We start from the raw sequence: 23,564 nt of genomic DNA, 5'->3' as shown, positions 1-23,564 counted from the left end.
GAAACCCCGGGGCCTGCGGCGGCGCCGCGGCAATCCCATTGAGCGACGGAGCAATCTTCATGGGGCATCGAGCCCACGAGCCCGCCCTGCAGCCCCCGGCCGAGGCCGGTTCCCGGACGCCCGCCGGGCGGACCCGCACCTGGGCGGCCGGGCATTGGGCGGGACTGGCGGCCTGTGCCGTGGCCGTCCCGCTCTCCTTCCTGGTCCACCTGCTGGTCCCCTCGATCCCGGTGATGACCACGGCCGTGGTGCTGGGCATCCTGGCAGCCAACCTTCCGGGGGCGAGCCGGCTGGTGGAGGGGCCCTGGCGGAAGGGGCTGGGATTCGCCGGGAAGAAGCTCATGCGCGCCGGCATCGTGCTGCTGGGCCTGAAGCTGAGCATTATCGACGTGCTGGACCTGGGCTGGGCGACCTTCGGGGTGGTGGTGCTGGTCGTGCTGCTGGCCTTCGGAGGGACCTATCTGTTGGGCAAGGCCTTCCGGCTGCCCGGGGACCAGCCACTGCTGGTTGCCACCGGCTTCTCCATTTGCGGAGCCTCGGCCATCGGCGCGATGAGCGCGGTGCGCAGGTCACGGGACGAGGACACCGTGATCCCGGTGGCGCTGGTGACCCTGTGCGGCACCCTGGCCATCGCCGTGCTGCCGCTGCTCATGGTCCCGCTGCGGCTGGACCCGGAAGCCTTCGGGCAATGGGTCGGCGCCTCGGTGCACGACGTCGGACAGGTGGTGGCCACCGCGCAGACCGCCGGGACCTCGGCACTTGCCATCGCCATCGTCATCAAGCTCACCCGCGTGCTGACCCTGGCCCCGATGGTCGCCGCCGCCGGCATCATCGGCAGGCGCAAGGGCCGGGCAGATGACGGGGAAGAGGGGCTGAAGCTTCCACCGATCGTCCCGCTGTTCATCATCGGCTTCGTGGCGTTGGTGGCGGTGCGCTCGATCTTCGACGTGCCGGCGGAAGTTCTGGAGGTGGCGACCATCGTGCAGGACGTGGTCTTGGCCGCCGCGCTCTTCGGCCTGGGCTCGGCGGTGCGGATCAGCCAGCTCTTTGCCTCGAGGGGTGCCTCCCTTCTCATGGCGCTGAGTTCCTGGGCATTGATTGCCGGACTCGGCTACGCGGGAGTCCTGTTGCTTCAGATGTAGGGCATGGGCGGCAGCTCGATGCACGCCTCGGGTACAGGAGGCAAGGGCGCGTTTGTCGGGACGGTTTTCGGGCAGGGGTGTCCTTCCCCGTTTTCCGGTGTGGTGACGCGCCGTTGTCGACCGCCCGGATGCTGCATTGGACACTGCGGTTGGTTGTGGCAACCATCAGTCTTTCCGCGCCGGCCGCCCGATGTCGAAGGTACCCTTGAAAGATGAGCGTCGACGCACAATCAACCTTCACCTTGGACGGCCAATTTGCCCGTGAACTTCCCGAACTGGCCGTTCCCTGGCAGGCTGGACAGGCTCCGGATCCGCGACTGGTCGTGCTCAACGAGCCGCTGGCCGCCGAGCTGGGTCTCGACCCCGAGTCCCTGGGCAATGCCGAGGGCCTGGGGCTGCTGATCGGTACCGCGCTACCCAGTGGTGCCACTCCGGTGGCACAGGGCTATGCCGGCCACCAGTTCGGCTCCTACTCGCCGCGTCTGGGTGATGGCAGGGCGCTCCTGCTCGGCGAGATTGCCGATGCCGAGGGCCGCCTGCGGGACATCCACCTCAAGGGTTCCGGACGCACGCCGTTTGCCCGCCGTGGTGACGGCCTTGCCACGGTCGGCCCGATGCTCCGTGAATACGTCATCAGCGAGGCGATGCACGCCTTGGGCATTCCCACCACGCGCTCCCTGGCCGTGGTGGCGACGGGACAGCCGGTTAGCCGCGAGACCATGCTGCCCGGAGCGGTGCTGACCAGGGTGGCAAGCAGCCACTTGAGGGTGGGAAGTTTCCAATATGCCCGGGCAATGGACGACGAGGACCTGCTGCGTCGACTGGCCGACCATGCGATGACGCGCCACCATCCCGGAACGGCGGAGGCGGAGAACCCCTATCTCGCCCTGTTCGAAGCGGTGGTCTCGGCCCAGGCATCGCTGGTGGCCCAATGGATGCTGGTGGGTTTCATCCACGGCGTCATGAACACAGACAACATGACCATCTCGGGGGAGGGCATCGACTACGGCCCGTGCGCCTTTATGGACGTTTTCGATCCGGCCACGGTCTACAGCTCGATCGACGAAAACGGGCGCTATGCCTACGGCAACCAGCCCTTCGTGGCGCAGTGGAACCTCGCCCGACTGGCGGAGGCACTCCTGCCCCTCTTCCACGAGGACCAGGAGCAGGCCGTTGCCCTGGCACAGGCATCCCTCGGCACCTTCCACACCCAGTACAGCGCCGCGTGGCTGGACGGAATGAAAGCCAAGCTCGGCCTGGCTGACAGTCTCGACGATGAATCAGCCACGTCACTCACCGAGGAATTGTTCACCCTCCTTCAGAAAGGTCGCGTGGACTACACGTCCTTCTTCCGGAGTCTGGGAAGGGCCGCGCGGGGTGACGCCGAGTCCGCGCGCTCCATGTTCCCCTCCCCGGCCGCGTTCGAGGCTTGGGCGGAGCGCTGGCGGGCGCTGGAACCGGACGCGGATCTGATGGACCGGAGAAATCCCGTCTACATCCCGAGGAACCACCTCGTCGAGGAGGCGCTCGCTGCCGCCGTCGGCGGCGACCAGAGGCCGTTCTCGCAGCTTCTGGCTGCGCTCACGGCACCCTTCCAGGAACGTCCCGGCCTCGAGCGGTTCGCCGCCGCGGCCCCGGAAAGCTTCGGCCCCTACCGGACGTTCTGCGGAACCTGAGCCTCCGTGCGGGCCATACCGGTCCTGCCCGTGTCATAGTTCAATGCCGGGGCGAGGAACGCTCGCGCTGCCGGCCAGCCACCGGCAGATCACCACGGAGCGTGGGAAGGTGAGGCGTGCCCGGGAGCCGAAGGAGCGGGGGCCCAAGCCCGCGGACATCGGGAAGATCCGGGCCCTGGCGACGAATGAAATACCGGTGCCATCGCAGCATCATGGAGGCGGCGTGGCTCGCGGGACGCCACAACCTGCAGAGGTTCCAATGCCGTGGCGCAAGGCATTCTGCGGCGGATCCTGTTTTACGCCGGTTCCCAGACGGCCAGTACCCGGCGCAGCCGTGGATCATTGTCCGGACGCATATCCACCAGCGCTGCCTGTCGAATCTGGACCTGGTCCCCGGGCCGCAGGCGTTCACTGGCATGGGTGACATGCGGGCGGTAGTTCGAGCGGTTGTGTTGCGCACCGGGCAGGTGGACCTGCTCTCCCAGCGCCTCCAGTGCGGCGGTGTGAAGCTGATGCAGGGCCGGCTCCGGTTCCACCAGCGAGACTGGCACTGACCCGTCGCGGCCGAACTGCGCGTCCGGGCCCATGCGCACGCCAAAGCCCAGCCGCGCCGGCAGCACGCCGTCGAGCCGGGCGCGTACGACCTCGGCGGTTTCACGGGTGTCGAAGCGAACCAAAGTGATGTGCAGCGGCCAGCTGGACCGGGGGAAGACCAGGCCGGCTTGCGCGGGAACGACAAAGGCAACGAGAACGAAGACACCCATGGTTCAGGATAGGCCCATGGTCACGGCGGGACCACGGGCCGGCAGCCCATTACTGGTTCCTGTCCCGAACGCCGTGGCCCATAAGACGTTCATCTTTGCGACGTCCGCATGTTGCGGACCAAGTTGCCGTCCCTGTGTCTATCGAACGCGCCATCACCGCGGCCGTTCGAGATCTTTCGGTGTTCAACGGCCCGGGGACCGGGTCTCGGCGAGTGATTGTTCCAGAAGTTGGCGCAGTGCGCTGCGATCCACCCCTGTCAACCGTGTGAGGTACAGGCATGCCTTGCTGGCACGGTGTTTGCCGAGCCGGGCCATCAGGTCGGGCCAGCGATCCGAAAAATCGTTGACGAGGTAGATCGTGTGCTTCGTCGGGCCCGGCGCGAAGGCGAGCACGGGAGAGCTGCCCGAATGCCCGCTCTCGTAGCGGTACTCGTACTCTCCGAAGCCGATGATGCGGCCCGCCCACACGACAGGCTGCTCGCCGCTGATCTCGCCGAGGAGCTCGAGCAGTTCGTCGGCCTCGGCGCGACGTGGCCCCGTGGCCCGGTCAAGTACCTGGGCAACCGGAAGGTCCGACGGTGACATTGCGGGTGCCTTCGCTGCCATGGGTCTCCTCGATCGTGGTGGACAACCCCAGCGTACCGCCGGCCCGGTGAAGTCCCCGTAGGGCCAGTGCCCCCCGGACCGCGGCGGCCGGGCACCAAAGGCCGACGGTCGTGGATCGCCCCGGGGTGGTGAAGTTGCCCGGTGCCCGTTGCTTGGTTCTTGGTTGTCGCGCGATCAGCGCGTGGCGCGCAGCGAACGTTCCAGCAGGACCAGGAGGTCCCGCACTGTTTCCGAACCGCCCAGCCGTTGCGCATCCAGGATGGTGCTGCGCCTGAAGTAGGGGCTCATGTCCAGTCCCAGCCCCAGCCCGAGGATCGTGGCCCCGCCGGCTGCCTCGGCCTCGCGGAGTACGTTTGCGAGATCGTGCTGCAGGTAGTTTTCGTCGTTGGCGTTTGCCGTGGCACCGTCAGCTGGGCTGCCGTCGGAGACCACCACCAGGATCCTTCGCTCCTCGCTCCGGGCCTCGAGACGACCCAGCGCCCAGCGCACGGCCTCCCCGTCGATGCCCTCGCGATAAAGGGTCGACTTGAGCATGGAGGCAAGCCCCAATCGCCCGGTGCGCCACGAGGCCGCGGCATCCTTGAAGACGAGGTGGCACAGCTCGTTGAGCCGCCCGGGGTTCGGCGGGGTTCCCGCCCGGCGCCAGTCCTTCAGCGCGCGCCCGCCGTTCCACGCGCCGGTGGTGTAGCCGAGCACCTCGCAGGGAACCTCGATGCGTTCCAGCGCCCGCACCAACACGTCAAGGAATGCCGCAAGCCCCTCCGCGTGCCCTTTCATGGAGCCGGAGCAGTCCACCAGGAATGTCAGTGTCGCCGCGGCGGAGGGTTCGAATCGCTCGGTCTTGAACAGCCTGCGCTCGGTGGGGGAAGCGACCAGCTGGCCCAGCCGGGTGCCGTCGAGCAGGCCTTCCTCCGCGCCGGAATCGTGGCCGGAGCGCTCGGGGACGCAGAGCAGCCCCTGGAGTTTCCTGGACAGCAACTGCACATTCACCGCCTCGGTGTGCACGCGGGCGGCGATGCGTTCGCGGTAGTCGCGCAACAGGTTCTCGCGCACCAATGCGGTGGCAGGTGACACCTTGTCGTAGGCGCGCGTGAAGACGGCGTAGCCGTTGGCGGCCGCCTCTAGCGTGCTGCTGGTTCCGGTTCCGAGGGTCCCGATGGCCGCGGCATCGTGCTCGACATCCACGAGCAGTGAGAATTCAGGCGCCTTGGATTGCTTGTCCTTGGCCCTCTGGCGGGCAGGTGCCCGGGACTCCAGGGCGCTGACGGCCTCGGCGACGAGTTCGGCGACCAGCAAAGCGTGCGGGGCGAAGTCTCCCTGGCTGTGTTTGTTCCGGCGAAGGGCTGGGAGCAGGGGGCCGAGCGTCGAGGACAGGTTCGCGCGGGTCGCCTCGATCATGTCCTCGGATTCGTGGACCACCGGCTCGCCGCTGATCCGCGAGCGGGTCACCTGGAAGATCGTGTAAAGCAGCATGCCCAGGGAGGTTTCGGTGAGCCCGGAGGCCAGGTATTCCTTGGACCAGGCGACATGTCGGGCCCGGAGGTTCTCGATGACCCCGGGCAGGGTTGCCAGTGATTCGCAGCGGAATTGCTCGAGCACCTCAAAGACCAGCCTGGCGCTGGGCGATTGCGGGATCAGGGCCAGGTGCGCGGCGGTGTCCGAATGCAGCGAGCGCAGGGCCATACCGTCGGTGGCGCCGCGAAACGACTCGAAGGAGGCGCCCGGTGCCGGTGGATAGAGATGCGGGGCATTGAACGGGAGCACGGATGTGCCGCGGTAGGGGCGCGAACCGAGCAATTCGAGTCGCGGATCGGCGCCGAGCGCACGCAGGGACGCGGCGCACAGCGCCCTGATTTCCTGGGCGCGGCGTTCGGGGGCTGGGGCTGCACTCATGGCGCGCCGGGTTTGCCCTAGGCCCCGACGGGCACGAGTGCGTAGGACTCGTCGAGTTCGGTGGCCAGGGCGCGCTGGTAGTACTCGGAAACGATGAAGCGCTCGGCCTCGTCGCACTTGTTGACGAAGGAGAGCCTGAAGGCCAGGCCCGGATCGCGGAAGATGGACACGTTCTCCGCCCAGGTGATCACCGTGCGGGGCGACATCAGGGTGGAAATGTCCCCGGCGGCAAAGCCGTCGCGGGTGAGGTTTGCAACATTCACCATGGACCGGATCAGTTCCAGCCCGGCGGGGGTGCCGGCCAACGCGGGGACGCGGGCGGCAACGATCCGGACCTCGTCCGCCACCGGAAGGTAGTCGAGGGCCGCGACGATGTTCCAGCGATCCAGCTGCGCGTGGTTCAGGCGCTGCACCCCGTGATAGAGGCCGTTGAGGTTTCCCAGTCCGACGGTGTTGGCGGTGGCAAAGAGCCGGAAGTGCGGGTGCGGGCGGATGACGCGGTTCTGGTCCGGCAGCGTGAAACCGCCGTCGCGCTCGAGCAGTCGCTGGATGACGAACATGACATCGGGCCGCCCCGCATCGTATTCGTCAAAGACCAGTGCCATGGGCTGGACCATGGCCCAGGGAACCACGCCCTCCTGGAACCTGGTGGCCGGGGCGCCGTCCTGGATCACCACGGTGTCCTTGCCGACCAGGTCGAGGCGGCTGATGTGGCCGTCCAGGTTCACCCGCATGAGCGGCCAGTTGAGCCGCGCCGCGACCTGCTCGATGTGTGTGGATTTTCCGGTGCCGTGCAACCCCTGGATCATGACGCGGCTGTTGTGGGTGAACCCGGCAAGGATTGCAAGGGTGACATCCGGGTTGAACCTGTAGGCGGGGTCGAGGGGCGGGACATGGTCTGATGTTTCAGCGAACTTGGGGACCCGCAGGTCGCTGTCGATGCCGAAGGTCTCGCGGACGGAGACCAATTCCTGCCGCGCGAGGGTGGCGGATTCCTGGTTCATCTCCCTCACCATCCCGCCGCGACCGGCTCGGATTCCGGGGAACCCAGGTCCGCGTGGTCTTCGATGCGCGAGATGCTCTCGGCGGCCCGGCGCAGTGCGGGCAGCAGATTGAGCAGGTCCGCCGAGCTCTTGCGCATCATGGGGGCCTGCACCGCGACGCAGAGATTCGAGCGCCCGGCCGGGTTGGGAACCAGCACCGCAAGGCAGACCAGCCCGTCCAGGTATTCCTGGCGGTCCTCGGCGTATCCGTCGAGCCGGATCCGGGCCAGTTCGGCCTCGATTTCCGACTTGTCGGTGAGCGTGTGGGCGGTGAATCGCTGCAGCGGCCCGGTGGCCAACACGCGTTCGCGCTGCGTGGGCCCGAACTGGGCAAGGATCAGCTTTCCGCTGGCCGAGCAGTGCACGGGCACCCGGGACCCGGGGCCCAGGTGCACCCGCAACGGTTCGTTGGTTTCGACGCGATCGAGGTAGATGACCTCGTTTCCGGACAGGGCGGTGATGTTGCAGCTCTCGCCGATCTCATCGACCAGGCCCCGCAGGATGGCGTGCCGTGTGCCATGCCGGGTGTCATTGAGCAGCACATCCTCGGCCATGCGGCGCATGCGCGAGCCGGTTCCGTAGTGCCGGCCGTCGGACTGCCGGGTCAGCAGGTTGGCGCCCTCCAACTGCTGCAGCATGCGGTGCAGGGTGGGCTTCGGCAGGCCCGTCTGGTCCACCAGCGATTGCAGGGTGAAGAGCTGGTCGCGGGTGGTGATCAGTTCCAGCAGCGCAAAGAGCCGCAGGGCCGGGGTTTCCCCCTGGACGGCACCCGCGGGGCCGAGATCCGGTTCCGTGAGGTTTTCCATGATGAGTCCGATCTGCCGACGAGTGAAGTTTCATTAAATCGTATCAGGACGAAGAATAAATGGAACAGGGGCTTGACGAGTGTGACGTGAGTCGCATAGCTTTGTCATTAATCCCGTTTTTGGGAGCAGTTCGAATCATTTTTTGAGACTTTGCGTGATTGCGACGTCTTGATCCCCGAAGGAGACTAGTAATGACTGAAAAGGCCACATCCCGCGAGGTTGTCAAGGGCGCGCAGAAGATGACGTCGTCGGAAGCCTTCGTTGAGACGCTGGTGTCCAACGATGTCACCGACATCTTCGGCATCATGGGCTCCGCCTTCATGGACGCCATGGACATCTTCGCCCCGGCCGGTATTCGCCTGGTGCCGGTCGTGCACGAACAGGGCGCCGCACACATGGCGGACGGCTACGCCCGGGCCTCCGGCCGCCACGGCGTGGTCATCGGCCAGAACGGCCCTGGCATCTCCAACTGCGTCACCGGCATCGCCGCCGCCTACTGGGCACACAGCCCCGTCGTGATCGTCACCCCCGAGGCCGGAACCACCACCATCGGTCTTGGCGGCTTCCAGGAAGCCAGCCAGCTCCCGATGTTCCAGGAATTCACCAAGTACCAGGGCCACGTCACGCACCCGAACCGCATGGCCGAATACACCGCCCGCTGCTTCGACCGCGCCATGAGCGAAAACGGCCCGACCCAGCTGAACATCCCGCGCGACTACTTCTACGGCGAGTCCATCACCGAAATCCCCGCCCCGCGCCGGGTGGACCGCGGCGCCGGCGGCACCAAGTCACTCGACGAGGCCGTCGAGCTGCTGGCAACCGCCAAGTTCCCGGTCATCGTTTCCGGCGGCGGCGTCGTCATGGCCGACGGAGTTGAGGAATGCAAGGCCCTGGCCGAGCGCCTGGGCGCACCGGTGGTCAACAGCTACCAGCACAACGATTCCTTCCCTGCCAGCCACCCGCTCTGGGCGGGACCGCTTGGCTACCAGGGATCCAAGGCCGGCATGAAGCTGATCTCGCAGGCCGACGTCGTCATCGCCCTGGGTACCCGGCTTGGCCCGTTCGGCACCCTGCCGCAGTACGGCCAGGCCTACTGGCCCACCGAGGCCAAGATCATCCAGATCGACGCCGACCACACCAAGCTCGGCCTGGTCAAGAAGATCGCCGTGGGCATCAGCGGCGACGCCAAGGCCGTTGCCATCGAACTGGCCAAGCGCCTCGAGGGCAAGGAACTGGTCTCCGATTCCAACAAGGCCGAGCGCGCCGCGACCATCAAGGCCGAAAAGGCCGCCTGGGAGCAGGAGCTCTCCGAGTGGACCCACGAGAAGGACGAGTACTCCCTCGACGTCATCGAAGAGGCCAAGGGCGAGGAAGGCAACTGGCTGCACCCGCGCCAGGTCCTGCGCGAGCTGGAGAACGCCATGCCGGAAGATGTCATGATCTCCACCGACATCGGCAACATCAACTCCGTGGCCCACAGCTACCTGCGCTTCGAAAAGCCGCGCAGCTTCTTCGCCCCGATGTCCTTCGGCAACTGCGGCTACGCGCTGCCGACCATCATCGGCGCCAAGGCCGCAGCCCCGCACCGCCCGGCCATCGCCTACGCCGGCGACGGAGCCTGGGCCATGAGCATGGGCGAGGTCCTCACCGCGGTCCGCCACGACATCCCCGTCACGGCAATCGTCTTCCGCAACCGCCAGTGGGGCGCGGAGAAGAAGAACCAGGTCGAGTTCTACAACCGCCGCTTCATCGCCGGCGAGCTGGACAACGGCGAGTCCTTCGCCGAAATGGCCCGCAGCATGGGTGCCGAGGGCATCGTCGTGGACAAGCTGGAAAACGTCGGTGCTGCCCTCAAGGAAGCCCTGAACGCCCAGATGGTCGACGGCAAGACCACCGTCATCGAGGTCATGTGCACCCGCGAACTGGGCGACCCGTTCCGCCGCGACGCACTCTCCACCCCGGTCCGCCACCTGGAGAAGTACAAGGACTACGTCTAAACCGCAGGTCCGTCCGCAAGACCCCCCGCGGGCGGGAGGAACAACACCGGAGGCGTGCGTGCACGCCTCCGGTGCCCTCCCGGCCGCGCCCCCAGACATTGAACATCGGCAATTCGGCCGGGCACGGCCCGCGGACAGCGACGTCCGCCGGCAGTGCCCGGCGAGCAAGAGAGTGGAGCGTGAAATGAGCACAACGAGTCCGGAACACGTGGTCGTCATCGGTGCGGGCATGGTGGGCCTGTCCACGGCCTGGTACCTGCAGGAACGCGGGGTCAAGGTCACCATCCTGGACCGGGACGGCGTGGCCGCGGGTTCCTCCTGGGGCAACGCCGGGTGGCTCACCCCTGCACTGACGCTCCCGCTGAGCGAGCCCTCGGTGCTCACCTACGGACTGAAGACCATGTTCGACCCGGCCTCCCCGCTCTACATCCCGCTCTCCGCCAAACCCTCGCTCATCCGGTTCCTGCTGGGCTTTGCCCGGCACTGCACACCGGGCAAGTGGCGGGAGGCCATGGCGGTCTTCAGCGAGATCGGTGCCACCGGGTTGGACGCCTTCGACGAGATCTCCGAAGGCAGCACCATCAGCAGGATCGCTAAGGCGGGCGCCGTCAAGGGCGCCGGCGCCTCGGGCAACGACGGGGGCACCGCAACCCTGGGAACCGGCGTCGTGGAACCCACCCGGCCGGCCGAACCCTTCCTGACGGGTTTCAAGAACCTCAAGGACCGCGACGGGCTGCTCCACGAATTCGAGGGCATCCGTGCCTCCGGCGGCGAGGTCGAATTCGACCTGATGAGCGCCGAGGAAATCCGTGCCATGGAACCCACCCTGGGGGACGGGGTCAAGGCAGGGATCTCGATCCACCACCAGCGCTTCATCAACCCGCCCAAGTTCATGGATTCCCTGGCCGATTCGGTCATCGCCCGTGGCGGCGAAATCGTCACGGACTTCGAGGTCTCCGACATCCGCGAACACGCCCACGGCGTCGAGGTCGTGGACGCCCAGGGGCGGATCCAGGGTGCCGACGCGGTGGTCATTGCCACCGGGGCCTGGCTGGGCAAGCTCGCGCGGAAGTTCGGCGTCAAGCGCGTCGTCCAGGCAGGGCGCGGCTACTCCTTCACAGTGGTCCCCGAGGTCATGCCGACCCATCCGATCTACTTCCCCGCCCAGCGCGTGGCCTGCACCCCGCTCGGGGACAGGTTCCGGGTCGCCGGGACCATGGAGTTCCGCGACGCCGACCATCCACTGGAGCCCAAGCGCATCGAGGCCATCGTCGCCGCGGCGTCCCCGCTGTTCACCGGAATCAATTGGGAGGACCGCCAGGAGGAGTGGGTCGGATCGCGGCCATGCACCACCGACGGCCTGCCGCTGATCGGCGCCACCCGTTCCTCGCGCGTGCACGTGGCCGGCGGCCACGGCATGTGGGGAGTGGCCCTTGGCCCGCTGACCGGCAAGATGCTTGCCGCCTCGATCACCGGGGGTTCGACCCCGGCGATCATGCGGCACTTCAACCCGTTGCGCTAGGTCGCCGCCCGGCGCAACGACAGCGGCGGCGCGGCAGCCATCCCCTGGTGACGGGGATGGTGGCCGCCCGCCTTACTGTCTAATATGCATGTCGGTGCCGGCCGCCGGGGAGAATCCCAGGTCCTTGTACCCGCCGGCGCGCTTGTCGTAGGCGCGGGCGATCACCGGGGTCAGCACATCGACGTAGTCGTGCACCACGGCAGTGCCCTTGCCCGGGTAAGGCCTGGTGACGCGCCCGGCGTACTGGACGAGCCGGCCCTTGAACGACACCGGCGCCGCCAGGAACAGCGTGTCCAGGCGCGGGCAGTCAAAGCCCTCGCCGATCAACGACCCGGTGCCCAGGACCAGCAGCGGCTCGTCGGCCGGGGCGGAATTGATCCGCTCCATGGCCGCCCGCCGCGCGGTCGTCTTGAGCGAGCCGGTGAGCTCGATGGGGTCCAGCCCCGCGCAGCGCAGCGCCTCCGAGATCAGCTGCAGGTGGCGTTTCCAGGTCGAGAGCACCAGGATCTGCCTGCCCTGGGAATGCGCCTCGATGATGTCTGCGGCGATCTGCGCCAGTCGGGGTGCGTCCTCGATGAGGATCTTGTAGATCTGCGCAATGCCGCCGGGCGAGCTCGGGTCGATGTCCCCGTCGTAGTCGAACCCGGTGTCGTGCAGGCGCAGCCGCAGGGCCGGCGCTGGCAGCTCCGCGGCGCTTTGCGGCAATTCGCCGTGGCGGGCCGTGGCGAACTCGTGGGTGAAGGTTCCCAGCTGGTGGAAGATCAACTCCTCCAGTCCGTCGCGCCGGTACGGGGTGGCGGTGAGCCCGAGCCAGGAGCGGGCAGGGATCTGGTTCATGACCTGGCTGAACGCGGCGGCCGGGACGTGGTGGCATTCATCGACCACCACCAGCCCGTATCCGGCGGCCAGCTCGGCCACGTTCCTGCGCCGAGCCAGCGTGGGCAGCAGGGCCACGTCGATGCGGCCGGTGGTCTTGGTCTTGCCGCCGCCGATCTGCCCGGACTTCTCGCCCAGGAAGCCCAGGATCTGCGCACGCCACTGCTCCGCCAGCGCCTTGCGGTCCACCAGCACCAGCGTCGAGACGCCCTTGGCGGCAATCAGCGCACAGGCCATGACGGTCTTGCCGCTGCCCGGGGCCGCCACCAAGACGCCGTGGGTCCGGGCCGCCAGGGCATCGAAGGCCCGCTGCTGCTCGGGATGCAGCGTGGCGGTGAACGTGAAGTCCTGGTCCTCGCCGGTGACCCGCTGGTCGGTGAGCGAGAGGCGGCTGCCGGCGGTTTCGACCAGCATTTCCAGCATGGGCAGCAGCCCGCGGGGCAGGATTAGGTCGCCCTCGAGGGTTTCGTCGTAGCTGGTGAGGAAGCGCGGGATGCCCCAGGTGGAGCGCCGCTGGCGCTGGCGCTCGTAGAAGTCGGGGTTGGGCAGTGCCGCTGCATGCTTCAGCGCGGTGATCATTGCCGGGCCCAGGTCCGTGGAACGCAGGGTGATGCGTGCACCGATCACCGCGTTGACGACCGGTGCCGGGCGCGGGGAGATCCTGGAGGAAACCGGCACCTCCAGGCGCGTCTTGCGCCCGGTGACGGGTGCCGGCAGGATCCGCAACAACGACTTCAACTCGCCCGCACTCACCCGCCCGAGGCCGGAGAGGTAGGCCCACTGGTCCTGAAAGGGTTCAAGCGTCGCGGTGTCCAGGAAGAGCGTGGTGCCGTGCATCCGGCGCCTGCCGGACAGCGGGGCGGCGATCAGGTTGCCCATGCCCTTGCCGGTGTGCCGGTCCTGGGACGGGAAGAGCCGGTCATAGCTGCGCAGCGACATCGAGCCCCTGATGCCCATGGCCTCGTGCAGCAGCGAGCTGGCCAGCCCCCGCGCGGACTCGGCGGGAACCTCCTGGGTGAAGAAGATCCACACGTGCGCGCCGCGCCCGGACTGGGAGACCTCCAGCGCGGCCGGGATGTTCCGGTAGCGCGCGGCCTTGATGTAGGCCAGCGCGTCGAGCATCGCGGCGTCCCCGTCAAAATCGGCGGCCACAAAGAAGCAGGTGTCCCTCGCCGTCAACGGGTACAGCCCGATGTGCTGCCTGCCCCGCAGGTGGCCCTCGACCTCGGCCGGGGTCAACGTCGTGTAGTTCGCGGATTCCCGGTCCATCCACTTGCGCCAGCCCCCGGGAACCGCGGGCACCCAACCGGATTTTCCCTCGGCCGCATTTTCCCAGCGCAGCGCAAAGACGTCGGTACGGGTGCGGAACAGATCCATGTAGAGCCGGACCTTGTCCGCCTCCGGGGAGCCCGCGGTCACCGGACCCGACGGGCGCAGCGCGAGTTCCCCTTGGGCGGGTGCCGCCGCCCGGGCCTCGGAAACACCCGGGGCCAGCAGCTTGCGCAGCCGGGCATTGTCGATGCGCAGCCGCTCGAGCTCGCGCTGGACGGCATCGGCGTGGGCGTCGGTGTCTGCCGGCGCCGGGGCCTGGATCGAGACATCGTCCAGCGGCAACTCAGGTTGGGCTGGATCGCGTCGCGTGGGACTCACAACACCATTGTGCCCCGATGCCCCGTCGATTCACCGGGGCTTCGGGGCACAAGGGCGATTTCTCAGGAGGCGTGGTGCGTTTCGGCCAGCGCGAAGACAGGGGTGTCGATCCCCTCGAAGCGGGCCTTGAGCTGCAGCGCCAGGTATTTGGAGTAGTGCCGGGACTGGTGCAGGTTCCCGCCGTGGAACCACAGGTTTTCCTGCCGGGTCGGCTTCCACATGTTGCGCAGCTCGCCCTGCCACGGCCCCGGGTCCTTGGTGGTCGCCGAGCCCAGTCCCCAGCACTTGCCCACGGCATCGGCCACGTCCTGGGAGATGAGCTTGGCCGCCCAGCCGTTCATCGAGCCGTAGCCGGTGGCATAGACCACCGCGTCCGCCGGCAGGACCGTGCCGTCGTCGAGCACCACCGAGTCCTCGGTCAGGCGCGCCACGTCTCCATGGGCCAGGGCGATCGACCCGTCGGCGACCAGCTCGGAGGCGCCGATGTTGATGTAGTAGCCCGAGCCGCGGCGCAGGTATTTGAGGAACAACCCCGACTCGTCGTCCCCGAAATCGAGGTCAAACCCTGCATCGGCGAGCCCCTGGTAGAAGTCGGCGTCGTCTGCGCGGATCTTTTCGAAGGCGGGGCGGTGGAATTCGGGCAGGACCTTGTAGGGGATCGAGGCGAAGATCAGGTCAGCGGTTTCGTGGTCGATCCCGTTGGCCAGAGCCTCCTCCGAGTACAGCGGGCCCAGCACGGTGTTCATGAGGGACTCGGAGCGCACGATGTGCGTGCTGGAGCGCTGCACCATGACCGGTTTGGCCCCGTTTTGGTAGAGGTCGGCACAGATGTCGTGGGCGGAGTTGTTGGCGCCGATGACCACCACGTTCTTGCCCCGGTAGGTCTCGCCGCCCGGGTGGGTCGAGGAGTGGTTCTGTTCCCCGCCGAACGCGTCCTGGCCCTCGAAGGAGGGGATGTTGGGGATCCCGGACATGCCGGTGGCGATCACCACGTGCGAGGGGGTCAGGGTGTGCTTGTGGCCCTCGCGGATGATCTGCACGCTCCAGGCCCCGGTGTCAGGGTCGTGGGTGGCGGAGGTGGCCTCGGTGTTGGACCAGTAGTCCAGTTCCATCAGCTGCGTGTAGCTTTCGAGCCAGTCGCCCATCTTGTCCTTGGGGGTGAACACCGGCCAGTGGTCGGGGAAGGGGATGTAGGGCATGTGGTCGTACCAGACCGGGTCGTGCAGGGCCAGCGAGTGGTAGCGCGAGCGCCATTGGTCACCCGGGCGCGGGTGCTTGTCGATGACCAGGGCCGGGACGCCCAGGCGCTTGAGCCGGGCGCCGAGCCCGATGCCGCCCTGCCCGCCGCCGATGACCAGCACGTAGGGCTGTTCGGTGATGCCGAATTCGGCAGCGCGCCGGTTGCGCTTATCCAGCCAGTTTTCGCTTGACATCTCGGACCCGTGGTCGGCCCCGCGTTCACGCAGGGCCCCTGCCGGTTCCGGGAATTCGCGCAGGCCCTGGGCGGTGGAAAGCAAGGTCCAGCACTTGCCGTCGCGCAGCCGCAGCAGCCCCTTGCCGTCGATGGATTTGTTGGTGAAGGTGTACCAGGCCTCGATCACGCCGTCGCCCTCGGTGGCCGAGGTCAGCGCGATGTCCCGCGGCCAGGCGTCGGGCCCGACCCCGTCCAGCATGGCCTTGATCTGCTCCCGGCCCTCGGAGGTGTGCAGGTTCCAGGTCAGCGCGGAAAGGTCCCGCCAATAGGATTCCTCGCCGAAGAGGGCAGCTGCCGCCTCGGTGTTGCCCGCCTCCAGTGCCCGATCCAGCTCGCCGAGCCATTGCCCTGCCACCGTGCCGGCGTTCTCTTCCATCATGTCCGTCTCCTTCGAAAGCATGTTGCGATGGAGACGATGCTATGAGCTGCATCACAGTGCCGCGAGGGTTGCAAGAGGTTGCAACGCCGGGCGGTCAGTCAGGCTCGGAAGGTCGCGGGCAGGCCCAAGCGGTATGGACGGGACTCGATCAACCCGCCGAGCCTGGCGCGCAGCCGGGACAGCTCGGCGCGCACCGTGACGGTCGTGGTGACGCCGGGAAGCAGCTCCATGAGGCCGTGGGCGTCAAGGCCCGCGGGGTTGGCCACCAACAGTGCCAGGATCTCGCCGTGCCGCTCGCTGAGACGGATCTCCGTGCGCTGCCCGTCTTGGATGACGATGGCAACCGGCACCGGGGCAAGGGCCAGTTCCAGTCGGGCGTCCGACTCGCGGTTGCCGCCGTGCAGCAGCCAGCCCCCGGGGACGGGTTCGGCCACCACCGCCCCGAGCTCGGGCAGCCAGGCCCCGCCGACGCAGAGGGTTCCGGGCAGGCGCAAGCGGTTCCCCACCCCGAAGCCCGCCGAATGCGCCACCCAGCCCTGCGCATCGACAAGCACATGGCGGCCGGCCGGGGCGGGAACCGAACCTGCCAGCCGATGCAGCTCGCGGTCGTGCCGCGCGGCCAGCAGCCCGGCCGCCTCGCGCGCCGTCGCGCTGACCAATGCCAGGGTGTGCGGATGCGCGGTGCGGTAGGACCCGGAGAGCGTGATGGCGCCAAGCACCAGGCCCGTGCGCTCCTCGATGATCGGGGCGCTGGTGCACACCCAGGTATGTTGCTCCTCGCGGGCATGCTCGGGTCCGAAGATCTGTACCGGGGTGCGTTCTGCCATTGCGGCGCCCAGCCCGTTGGTTCCGACATCCGTTTCGCGCCAGCGCGCCCCGGCAACAAATCCGATGTCCTCGCTGCGCCGGCGAATCGGGGAGGGCCCCGCAACCCATAGGACGTAGCCCTCGTCATCGCTGATGACCAGCTCGTTGCCGGCATCCGCGGCCAACTGCAGCAGGCGGTCTTCAAGCATTGGCACCAGGCCAGACAGCACCGCTGCACGTTCCCTGCGGTCAACAATGTCCTCGGTGCCCAGCGGCCGGATGGCAGGGTTCTTCAGCGACTGCCGCTTCCAGGAGCGGGCCACCACGGGACGCACCGGTTCGGGGATGCTCTCGGTGCTGGCCCACGCCCGGTGCAGGGGCACCAGCGACCGCGCCTTGGCCGCCGGATCCTCGAATGCCGCCAGTGCGGCTTCCAGCCGATGTGCGCCCATGTGTCCCACCTCTCAACCATTAGAGGATCGCACGGAAGTCGGCCCCTTGGACAGGGGCCCTCAAACGCGGACCCACCGGTTGCCCCTGGACGTTGGCAGATATCCTTCCGGGCGGGTGTCGAAAATAGGCAGTCCGGGCACGCAAGCACGAGAATGGAGGAATGAGACTCGGATTCATTCGACACGGACAAACCAACTGGAACGCGGAAAGCCGCCTGCAGGGCTCCAGCGACATCCCGCTGAACGATGTGGGACGCCAGCAGGCGCGCGACGCCGTGGCCATGCTTCGCGCAGGCACCTGGGATGCGATCGTCAGCTCCCCGCTGTCCCGGGCGCGTGAGACGGCAGAAATCATCGCCGCCGGCCTGGGCATCGAGCTGGGACGCAGCTACAACGAGCTCATCGAGCGCGATTACGGCCAGGCCGAGGGCATGCAGGACGGGGAATGGGAAAAGCTGTGGCCCAACAAGGCCGGCGGCGGAATAGAGACGCTGGACTCGGTGGTGGCCCGCGGCCGCGCCGCGATCGACCAGATCGCCGCCGACTTCCCGGGCAAGAACGTCGCGGTCGTATGCCACGGAACGATCATCCGCTACACCCTCTCCGCGCTCGCCGGAGACCAATTCGACAGCATTCTCAACGGCTCGGTCTCGCTGGTCGACAACGACGAGGGTGGCTGGAAGGTGCGCAGCGTCAACGGGGAAACGACCGGATCCCCGCTCGCCCAGTAGCCGAGGCGTCCCCTGCCGGCGGCGGGTCTTGCCGGGAGAATGCTCCCGGACGCCGTGGCCATCCGGACGGTGACATGAGACGATTCGAGGATGAAGGCCATGGGGAAATTCGTGGAGCCACGCGGGACCGGCCACATCGATGACTGAACGAATTGGAATTGTCGGTGCCGGTATCGTGGGCCTCGCCATTGCCCAGGCACTGGTGCGCACCGGGGAATACGACGTCACGGTCCTGGAAAAGGAAGCGCGCGTGGCCACGCACCAAACCGGACGGAACTCCGGGGTAGTGCATGCCGGGCTGTACTACCAGCCGGGCTCGCTCAAGGCGGGACTCTGCGCCAAGGGGCGTGTCTTGATCCGCGAATATTGCCTGGAACACTCCCTCCCGTATCGCGAAATCGGAAAGCTGGTCGTCGCCTTGAACGCGGACGAGGTGCCTCGTCTTGACGAGATCGAGCGTCGCTCCCGACTCAATGCGGTGCCCGGCCTGGCCCGCGTTTCCATGGCGCGGCTGCGAGAAATCGAGCCCCATGCCGCGGGAGTGGCCGCACTGCATTCCCCGCATACCGCCGTGGTCGATTATGCGGCCATTGCCGAAACCATGGCGCACCAGGTCCGGAAGGCCGGCGGCAGGGTGCTGCTGAATCAGGAAGTCACGGCCGTGCAAACGGCCGCCGGCGCGTGTCTGGTCTCCACCGCCGGTACCACCCATGCCTTTGACCGGTTGGTGGTTTGCGCCGGCTTGCACTCCGATACGATCGCCAAGCTGGTTGGTGCCGCGGAGTCGCCACGGATCCTACCTTTTCGAGGCGAGTATTGGTCCCTGGCGCCCGAACGCAGCGACCTGGTCAAGGGCATGATCTACCCGGTTCCGGATCCTGCCTTCCCGTTCCTCGGGGTCCATTTCACCCGCGGGGTTTATGGCGAGGTCCATGTGGGACCCAACGCCGTGCCTGCCCTGGCCCGCGAGGGATATTCCTGGGGCAAGATTTCGGTTCGCGACACCTGGGAGTCACTGCGGTGGCCCGGGGCCGGCACGCTGGCCAAGGCCCACTGGAAAATGGGCGGAAAGGAAATCGCGGCCTCGGTATTCAAGCCGTTGTATTTCAAGGCTGCCCAGGCGTTTATCCCTGAGTTGCTGCCCTCGGATCTGACGCACAAGACCACTGCGGGAGTCCGGGCTCAGGCGTGGGCCCGGGACGGGTCTTTGCTGGATGACTTCGCCGTGGACCAAGTCGGCCCGGTCACCCTGCTTCGAAACGCGCCCTCGCCCGCGGCGACTTCCTCCATGGCCATTGCCGAACACGTGTTAGCGAACTACCTGGGAATCCAGACGTAGCTTTCCGGCGAATCGTCAGTCTCATGTCCACGGGCGGTCCGCCAAATCGGGCCCCTCGTCGGCGGGGTCCTTGAATCGGAACTCGACCTCGGAAGCCTTCGCGAGTTCAAGAACCAAGGGTTTTAGCAAGGCAGGAGGGATGGAAAGCCGCGAATCAATTGTCACGAGCCCTTCGTCGCGTAACCGTTCCAGCCTATTCCAAGCGATCTCGATGGTGTCGGCATCTCCCCGCGGATCAAAATCGTCAAGGCCGCGAATCGGGTGCTTGAGCACCTCGACGATTATCGGTTCCACCGCAGCCTCCAACAGGAAATACCGGGTCAGGTAGCCCATCTCCATATCCTGATAACGGTCGTTGATCTCCACTGAGACTGCCCGGTACATATTCTGAGCCACGCAACGGGTAACTTCGACAAGGTTCGCCGCAGGATCCTCGAGAAAGCGGATCGCCTCGCGGCTCGGGTAGGCACGGGTGGCACTCAGGTCGATCAGTCCCGCAGCAACCAGCGCGTCCCAGTAGAATCCAAGCCGGAACACGCCTTGTGCTCCCTTGAACAGGATCGGGCCGGTCTTGGGTTGTCCTCCGACTGGTATGTCACCAGAGATGAACATTGCATCGACATCCAGAGCGGCGGCAGCCTCTTGAACATGTTTCTTGTTCAGGACTTTCAAACTGGTGATTTCACGTTTCGGGCCGAACCATCGCAGGAACGACTGCACTCGCTCGGCCACCGGCAAGTTGTTGATCGCTTCGAGAATTTCTTCCTCGGTGAGCTTTGGGACGGTAATTATTGCGGCTTGAAGTTCGGGGATCGGAGAGTAATCCGGTTCGAACTTGGGGAAGTCGAAGCATCTGAAATAGGAGTCGATCTGCTCGAATTCTTCGTGGGTCCCTCCCCACCTACCCGAGACATGCAGGAACTCGAGGTAGGCACCGAAGACGTGGGTCATTTCCAGGAAGTCATTGGTTTTCCCGAGGAACATCAATTCATCCAGCGTTGCTGCGAAAGCCTGGACATTCAGAAGGGTGATGTCGCTGTCCCTGTTCAGTCGCGCGTAGTGTCCCAGAAAGGCGGTGATTCGTGTCTTGAGGGCTTCGCCCTGGACATCGAACTTTTGTTCCTGGCACCAAGCCTCGAAAGACGGGAAAATACGTGGAATCTCGCGACGAATCCGGTGCTCGCCGATGTTGACGATGAACGGTCCACTTGCTTCGTGTGGCGCAGGTTCGGCATTCTTGGCAGACTTCGGGTCTTTGTGCGACATCATCATTCCGCAGGGGTTGAGTCTCGTGGCAAGGCCTCATGGGACGGCACGGCCGCTGATGAGTTGAGCATACTAGCGAGCAGGGTCCGATAGTACAGAAAATTATGTTTTCCGGATCGATCTCAACGCCCTGTTGAGTGGAATACCTGGTTCCACAAGTAGTCTTCGCCAACGACCGGGATGCCGTAAGTCCGGGCCTTTCGGGCCTTGCCCGAGAGGCTGTCCGGATCGGCGGCCACGAGTAGTTTGACCTTTCTTGTTACGGCACCGTGCGGCTTGAACCCGGCAGCTTTCAGCTCGGCTTCGATGGCGCTGCGGGGCCTGCTCATGTCGCCGGTCAACACGATGAGATCACCAGGCTCCAGGTATGATGCTGCGGCGGTTTTCATGGTGGGTGCCAGTGCCGGGGAATCCGGTCTCGTTCGGGTAGCGGCTTCAAGCTGTTCGGACTCGATGCCGAGCAACTCCGAAATGATCGCAAGATCGTGCAGTTCTTCGTCGGTGAGAACACCATCGGCCCATGCGGTATCCGCGACCGACGAGAAGTACTGCGAGTGGAGTTCCAGGACGGTGGTTCGGCTGAGTTCGAGTTCATCGGCCATCGCTACCAACGCGGATTGTTCGTGGGCCGAGAGGTACCGGTCAAGTAGCGCGCGGTCGAGCAGTGCGAGGTATTCCTGGTGCTCGGCTGGCCCGGCGATTTCGGGCAGACGAACCACTATGCGATCAAGGAAGTGTGTTTCCCTGGATTCCCCTGACGCACGGTGGATGGGTGCGAGCAGGGCGGTAGGCGATGCGTCATGCCACGTGGTTGCCGCAGCCTCGTTCAGCAGGTGGTCCCAATCGCCCAGATCGGGGTCAAGCTCCATGTACCGCGACAGAAGCACCGCCGTGGCCTCGGCATCGTCCCCGGCGCTGTGGGCATGCCGCAGTTCGATGCTGAATGAATCGCAGCAGTCCTGCAGGGAGCGACCGGCACCGGGCAGGTATTCGTGCGCCATCTGCATGGTGCACAATCCACGGGGAAGATAGAAATCAGGCAGTGCGAGTCCCGCGCGATGGAACTCGGCACGGAGGAATCGCGCGTCGAAGCCGAGATTATGCGCCACGATGATGGTTCCGGAAAGGCGCCAATCAAGTTCCTCCGCGATGTCGCCAAAGCGTGGTGCATCGAGGATGCCCTTGGCTCGAATCCCATGGATCGATTGCTTGCCCAGGTCACGCACTGGATTGATCAATGTCTCCCATCGATCCAAGACCGTGCCGGAACGGTCCATCGTGATGACCGCAATTTCTGCAATGCGGTCGTGGTTGCCCGGGAACAGTCCCGTGGTTTCCGTGTCAATTACTGCGAAATGTCCCAGCGTCATGCGAGTCTCCGAATCTTGCCCGTTCGAACAATCTTCTCTGAGCCTAGGCGAACCAACCATGGATGGTCCCCGTAGCAATGATGTTCTGTGGACAATCCCCTGCGGACCGCATTCGTCGGGTTCCTCGGGCAGCGGGCAGGGGAGTCGGAGAGCATGCCTTGGGCGCGTCCTATGATGCCGGTGCGCCACCCATCGTTAATCTCAATGTAGTAGTTGTTGAGAATGCGCAGCCTGAGTGGAGAACAAGTGGGTCCAAGCCTTCAACGTCGATTGGGTACCCAAGACGCAGTCATGATCGGGCTGGGCGCGATGATTGGCGCCGGGATCTTTTCCGCGTTCACTCCCGCGGCGTCCGCGGCCGGTTCCGCACTTCTGGTGTCGCTGTTCCTGGCCGCCGCGTTGGCATCCGCAAACGCACGCTCCAGTGCCCAGCTCGCGGCACGCTACCCGACTTCAGGAGGGACCTATGCCTACGGGCGTGAGGTGCTTGGCCCGTGGCCGGGCTTCATCGCCGGTTGGGGATTCGTGGTCGGCAAGACGGCTTCGGCAGCGGCCATGGCATTGACCTTCGCAACCTACACGGTTCCCGAAGCCTGGGTGAAGCCCGTTGCCGCGCTGGCGGTGGCGGTGCTTGTCGGAGTCAACTACCTGGGAGTTACACGCACCGCGGCAGCAGCAAGAGTCATTGTCACTGCGGTGTTGGCGCTCCTGGCCGTGGTCCTGGTGGTGATCCTGGCCGGCACCCATGTGCCACCGGCCTATGTTGCAGGGGAGAGCATGGGCCTCCTTGGCGTCCTGCAGGGAGCCGGGCTGCTGTTTTTCGCCTTCGCCGGATATGCACGCATCGCGACCCTGGGCGAGGAAGTGCGGAACCCGACCAAGAGCATTCCCCGTGCCATTGCGATCGGACTGGGCATCGTCGTGGTGCTCTACACGGCGGTCGCCCTGGTGCTCCTCGGTGTCTTGGGCACCGGCGGCATTGCACAGAGCGCCAAGCCGTTGGCGACCGCGCTGGGGGATTCCTGGGCCCTGCCGCTGGTGCAGATCGCCGCGGCGTTGGCATCTCTCGGGGCGTTGCTTGCGTTGATCGCGGGAATCGGGCGCACGGCAATGGCCATGGCACGGGAACACGACCTGCCCCATCCCCTGGCTGCCATCCACCCGCGGTTCTCCACGCCGCACCGAGCCGAGTTGGCCGTCGGTGTCGCGGTGGTTTTGCTGATCATGTTCTTCGACCTGCGAACTGCCATCGGATTTTCCTCGTTTGGCGTGCTGGTCTACTACCTGATCGCCAACCTCGCGGCGGTCAAGCAGCCGCGGGAAGAACGCATGAGCCCTGCCTGGTTGGGAGTCGCGGGGGCCGTTGGCTGCGTCGTACTTGTTGCCACGCTTCCGCCCAGCGCGGTCATCGGGGGACTGGTCATGTTTGCGGTGGGCCTCGGCTACCGCGCTGTTCGGCTGCGCGTCGGTTCCTGACGGCCGGTCTTTGCACAGAGGGCGCAAGGTCGGGGGGCCTGTGGCATGTGCCCGCACGGCAGGGGAGACTATGAAGTGAAGACGGCAACGGCTGCATAGGCAAGGGTCAAAGACATCTGCAATGAGCTGTCGGGTGTTGCCTATCAGCAAGGGCAGTAGATAATCGCAGCCGCACGCGGCATGGCTTGAAACGCATTCGAGGTGTTGGGTTACCAAACAATGGTGGGTACCCAACACCACGAATTTTCAAGGCCGAGCCGGCTAGCTGGAGGGCCTCGGCGGCTGGGGTGGGTGG

17 protein-coding genes are annotated in these 23,564 nt (G+C 66.2%); 7 read left to right on the top strand and 10 right to left on the bottom strand.

All coding sequences use genetic code 11. The features are described from left to right. Positions 1 to 59: 59 nt before the first annotated feature. Positions 60 to 1,142 (top strand): YeiH family protein, encoded by a 1,083-nt coding sequence (locus ACLQ7E_RS07125; RefSeq protein WP_411731877.1) that lies wholly within the window; start codon positions 60 to 62, stop codon positions 1,140 to 1,142. A gap of 212 nt (positions 1,143 to 1,354) precedes the next feature. Next, positions 1,355 to 2,818 carry a protein adenylyltransferase SelO gene (locus ACLQ7E_RS07120; protein ID WP_411731876.1) on the top strand — a complete coding sequence of 488 codons (1,464 nt, stop codon included), beginning with the start codon at positions 1,355 to 1,357 and terminating at the stop codon, positions 2,816 to 2,818. A gap of 296 nt (positions 2,819 to 3,114) precedes the next feature. Here the strand turns inward: ACLQ7E_RS07120 and ACLQ7E_RS07115 are convergent, their stop codons facing one another. The 5 genes from ACLQ7E_RS07115 to ACLQ7E_RS07095 all read right to left on the bottom strand — a co-directional run bounded on the left by ACLQ7E_RS07115 (position 3,115) and on the right by ACLQ7E_RS07095 (position 7,930). Next, entirely contained in the window at positions 3,115 to 3,582 is a 468-nt protein-coding gene (locus ACLQ7E_RS07115; protein ID WP_411731875.1) for a 2'-5' RNA ligase family protein, read from the bottom strand. Between the two features lie 183 nt (positions 3,583 to 3,765). Next, complete coding sequence (locus ACLQ7E_RS07110; protein ID WP_411731874.1) at positions 3,766 to 4,167, bottom strand: DUF1801 domain-containing protein; 402 nt, start codon at positions 4,165 to 4,167, stop codon at positions 3,766 to 3,768. A gap of 195 nt (positions 4,168 to 4,362) precedes the next feature. After that, a complete protein-coding gene (locus ACLQ7E_RS07105) occupies positions 4,363 to 6,081 on the bottom strand; it encodes a cobaltochelatase CobT-related protein (RefSeq protein WP_411731873.1) in 1,719 nt (572 codons plus the stop codon). 17 nt (positions 6,082 to 6,098) lie between these two features. Then, the gene (locus ACLQ7E_RS07100) at positions 6,099 to 7,085 is read right to left on the bottom strand and encodes an AAA family ATPase (RefSeq protein WP_411731872.1); all 987 of its coding nucleotides are present in this window, start codon (positions 7,083 to 7,085) and stop codon (positions 6,099 to 6,101) included. Between the two features lie 5 nt (positions 7,086 to 7,090). After that, the gene (locus tag ACLQ7E_RS07095; protein ID WP_411731871.1) at positions 7,091 to 7,930 is read right to left on the bottom strand and encodes an IclR family transcriptional regulator; all 840 of its coding nucleotides are present in this window, start codon (positions 7,928 to 7,930) and stop codon (positions 7,091 to 7,093) included. Positions 7,931 to 8,121: 191 nt separating this feature from the next. On the opposite strand from ACLQ7E_RS07095, the gene xsc reads away from it, so the two are divergent. Next, the gene (gene xsc / locus ACLQ7E_RS07090; RefSeq protein ID WP_411731870.1) at positions 8,122 to 9,927 is read left to right on the top strand and encodes a sulfoacetaldehyde acetyltransferase; all 1,806 of its coding nucleotides are present in this window, start codon (positions 8,122 to 8,124) and stop codon (positions 9,925 to 9,927) included. Positions 9,928 to 9,985: 58 nt separating this feature from the next. Continuing rightward, the gene (locus tag ACLQ7E_RS07085) at positions 9,986 to 11,449 is read left to right on the top strand and encodes an FAD-dependent oxidoreductase (protein ID WP_411731869.1); all 1,464 of its coding nucleotides are present in this window, start codon (positions 9,986 to 9,988) and stop codon (positions 11,447 to 11,449) included. Between the two features lie 72 nt (positions 11,450 to 11,521). Here the strand turns inward: ACLQ7E_RS07085 and ACLQ7E_RS07080 are convergent, their stop codons facing one another. The 3 genes from ACLQ7E_RS07080 to ACLQ7E_RS07070 form a co-directional block, all read right to left on the bottom strand. Then, a complete protein-coding gene (locus ACLQ7E_RS07080; RefSeq protein ID WP_411731868.1) occupies positions 11,522 to 13,975 on the bottom strand; it encodes a TOTE conflict system archaeo-eukaryotic primase domain-containing protein in 2,454 nt (817 codons plus the stop codon). 62 nt (positions 13,976 to 14,037) lie between these two features. Beyond that, positions 14,038 to 15,828 (bottom strand): NAD(P)/FAD-dependent oxidoreductase, encoded by a 1,791-nt coding sequence (locus tag ACLQ7E_RS07075; RefSeq protein WP_411731867.1) that lies wholly within the window; start codon positions 15,826 to 15,828, stop codon positions 14,038 to 14,040. 98 nt (positions 15,829 to 15,926) lie between these two features. Then, complete coding sequence (locus ACLQ7E_RS07070) at positions 15,927 to 17,087, bottom strand: GAF domain-containing protein (protein WP_411731866.1); 1,161 nt, start codon at positions 17,085 to 17,087, stop codon at positions 15,927 to 15,929. 161 nt (positions 17,088 to 17,248) lie between these two features. Here ACLQ7E_RS07070 and ACLQ7E_RS07065 point away from each other — a divergent pair, with 161 nt between their 5' ends. Continuing rightward, positions 17,249 to 17,818: a histidine phosphatase family protein gene (locus tag ACLQ7E_RS07065; RefSeq protein WP_411731865.1), complete on the top strand. Its 570-nt coding sequence runs from the start codon at positions 17,249 to 17,251 to the stop codon at positions 17,816 to 17,818. Positions 17,819 to 17,957: 139 nt separating this feature from the next. After that, a complete protein-coding gene (gene lhgO, locus ACLQ7E_RS07060) occupies positions 17,958 to 19,157 on the top strand; it encodes an L-2-hydroxyglutarate oxidase (RefSeq protein ID WP_411731864.1) in 1,200 nt (399 codons plus the stop codon). A gap of 21 nt (positions 19,158 to 19,178) precedes the next feature. Here lhgO and ACLQ7E_RS07055 read toward each other — a convergent pair whose 3' ends face one another. Together ACLQ7E_RS07055 and ACLQ7E_RS07050 are read right to left on the bottom strand one after the other, a co-directional pair. Continuing rightward, complete coding sequence (locus tag ACLQ7E_RS07055) at positions 19,179 to 20,429, bottom strand: hypothetical protein (RefSeq protein WP_411731863.1); 1,251 nt, start codon at positions 20,427 to 20,429, stop codon at positions 19,179 to 19,181. Positions 20,430 to 20,545: 116 nt separating this feature from the next. Next, positions 20,546 to 21,793, bottom strand: coding sequence for an exonuclease domain-containing protein (locus tag ACLQ7E_RS07050; RefSeq protein WP_411731862.1), 1,248 nt, complete (start codon positions 21,791 to 21,793; stop codon positions 20,546 to 20,548). A gap of 222 nt (positions 21,794 to 22,015) precedes the next feature. Between ACLQ7E_RS07050 and ACLQ7E_RS07045 the strand changes: the two genes are divergently transcribed. After that, a complete protein-coding gene (locus ACLQ7E_RS07045) occupies positions 22,016 to 23,269 on the top strand; it encodes an APC family permease (protein WP_411731861.1) in 1,254 nt (417 codons plus the stop codon). The last annotated feature ends 295 nt before the right edge of the window (positions 23,270 to 23,564 follow it).

This window comes from Paeniglutamicibacter sp. (genome assembly GCF_046714615.1).
Lineage (GTDB): Bacteria > Actinomycetota > Actinomycetes > Actinomycetales > Micrococcaceae > Paeniglutamicibacter.
Note: the sequence above shows the minus strand (reverse complement) of the source record. Positions and strands in the feature narration are given on the sequence as shown.